Here is a 2,430-nt window from a genome sequence, read left to right on the forward strand (position 1 = left end):
AATAAATATTGATACTATTGATAAAAATTATCTAAGGGATTTTCCTAAAGAAAGACTGTTAAAGTTAAATGTATCGAATGTAAAAGAAAATCAGATAGAAGAAGGTATACGCAAAGTAATTGAGGAAATCAAACAATCACAACGTCTAAATTTTCAATTTAAAAAAGAATAATACGAATAAGGAGGTTTGTTGTGAGACACAAATTAATAACCTTGTTTATATGTATTACTATAGTAATTGGAGCGATGGTAGTTACTAAATATTATATAGAAGATGATCAATGCATAGCAGTTGGTATGTATTCAAGAGGTATAATCGTAGATCAAAATAACGAACCTATATCAAATGTGAAAATTTATGAGGATTCAATTGAAAGTAAGGAACGTAGTATTTCAAATGAACAAGGTGAATTTGAAATTGCAAATGGCGTTTGTGGTGACATTACGTTACAATTAGTTACTCCAAATAGCGAAATCTATACGAGGAAGTATGAAAGAAAGCATATACCCCAAGTTATAAAGTTGAATTATAAAAATGAAGGTGAATAAAATGAAACCATTACAAGGTAAAGTAGCAGTTGTGGCCGGAGCAACAAGAGGTGCTGGAAGAGGTATTGCGATGATGCTTGGAGAAGCTGGAGCAACTGTATATGTAACAGGAAGAAGTACAAAAGGGAATCTATCCTGTATGGGAAGAACAGAAACGATTGAAGAAACGGCAGAGCTTGTAACAAAGCAAGGCGGAATCGGAATCGCAGTTCGTGTTGACCATACAATAGAAGAAGATATTAAAGTTTTATTTACAAAGATTCAAGAAGAACAAAATGGACAGCTTGATATTTTAGTAAACGATGTTTGGGGCGGCGATCCTTTAACAGAATGGGAGAAACCTTTCTGGGAACACAACTTACATAACGGACTACTCATGCAACAAAGAGCTGTTCATTCTCATATAATGACAAGCCATTACGGTGTACCATTAATGGTAAATAATAAAAAGGGACTTGTAATTGAAATTACAGATGGTGTCGATTATCAATACCGAGGCAATTTATACTATAGTTTAGCAAAAGTCTCAACAATTCATTTAGCAGAAGCAATGGCGAAAGATTTAGAACAACACAATATTACAGCTGTCGCAGTTAGTCCAGGATTCCTTCGTTCAGAAGCGATGTTAGATATATTTGGTGTAACAGAGGAGAATTGGCGAGACGGAGCAAAACAAGATCCTCATTTTATCGCATCTGAAACGCCTTTCTTCGTTGGGAGAGCAGTCACAGCTTTAGCAAGCGATCCAAATATTCATGAAAAAACTGGACGAGCGCTAAGTTCATGGGAATTAGGAAGAGAGTATGGATTTACAGATATGGATGGAAGACGACCAGATTGGGGAAAGTATTTTGAAGAAAATGTTTTAAATCAAAATTAATATTTTTAGAGCACTCAATAGCTGAGTGCTCTTTTTCTTTATACTGTAAATAAATAATAAAGTCCTCTTAAAAATAAAATCGTTATTTAAGCATTGGTATAAATGAAATAATGTCAAAAATAAGGTGACAAATCCAACTTATCCAAATACTTTTTGAATTTTTCCATATATAATTTAGGGCTAATCTAACTGGGATTATAGTTATTAATAACTGCATTGGCACAAAACCATAAGCTGGAATATGCCATAAAGCGAACAACACACTACATATTAATGATGCCGTGCCAAATTTCAATCCTAATTTTTGTAATGCAATAATTATATTAGTACATAGCAACTCTTCGCCCATTAACATAAAGGGAACACGATATAAAATCATAGAAATACTTATGACTCCAGCAACAGAATTTTTAGTTGCAGGTTCAAAAATGTAGCTGAATATTAAGCTGGAACCCATACCCACGATTATAGTTAAAGGCACACCCCAAAGTAATGTCTTAAACTTAAAATGTTTAAATTGATCTAACGATATTTTCCCTAAAAAATAGTATCCTATAATTCCGCATAATGCAACATTCCATAAAGCTTCAAGAATCATTCCTAATACTTCGGGCATATTATCCCCTAAAAATGAGAAGAGTTGATATACAATCCCAGAAATAATTAATAAACCTAAAGCCAAAAGAGATTTTGAATCAATTTTCTTCTCTGTTCCCATAATCCTTGTTTCCACAACAAGCCCTTCTTTCTTATTTTTTGTTAATTATGAATATATAATAGCACATTATTTTCCGAAATAATGGTAATTGAGATGGACATAATAATTTTATTTTTTCAAATCAGTAAGTCCAAGATTAGGAGATTCCTTGCAAGAGTCATTTACATCAAAACCTATTATTAATATCGTGATTAAATTAAAACATTTTGAAAATGGTATGAAGTAAAGAAATTATTAAAAAAAAATAATAATCGCCCATCAAATTTATGAGTAGGCGATTATT

Annotated in this window: 3 protein-coding genes and 1 pseudogene; 3 read left to right on the forward strand and 1 reads right to left on the reverse strand. The window is 32.2% G+C overall.

Annotated features, from left to right (window positions below):
* From V7038_RS27495 to V7038_RS27505, 3 genes and pseudogenes are all read left to right on the forward strand, one after another.
* Positions 1-172 (forward strand): annotated as a pseudogene (locus V7038_RS27495) (PLP-dependent aminotransferase family protein); the annotation flags it as partial.
* Positions 173-192: 20 nt separating this feature from the next.
* Positions 193-549 (forward strand): carboxypeptidase regulatory-like domain-containing protein, encoded by a 357-nt coding sequence (locus tag V7038_RS27500; RefSeq protein WP_002085386.1) that lies wholly within the window; start codon positions 193-195, stop codon positions 547-549.
* Between the two features lies 1 nt (position 550).
* Positions 551-1,429, forward strand: a complete 879-nt coding sequence (locus V7038_RS27505) for an SDR family oxidoreductase (protein WP_199659423.1) — start codon at positions 551-553, stop codon at positions 1,427-1,429.
* Between the two features lie 82 nt (positions 1,430-1,511).
* Here the strand turns inward: V7038_RS27505 and V7038_RS27510 are convergent, their stop codons facing one another.
* On the reverse strand, positions 1,512-2,162 hold the full coding sequence (locus V7038_RS27510; RefSeq protein WP_070139334.1) for a CPBP family intramembrane glutamic endopeptidase: 651 nt from the start codon (positions 2,160-2,162) through the stop codon (positions 1,512-1,514).
* Between the last annotated feature and the right edge of the window lie 268 nt (positions 2,163-2,430).

This window comes from Bacillus sp. JJ783, assembly GCF_036963225.1.
GTDB classification, from domain to species: Bacteria; Bacillota; Bacilli; order Bacillales; family Bacillaceae_G; genus Bacillus_A; species Bacillus_A cereus_U.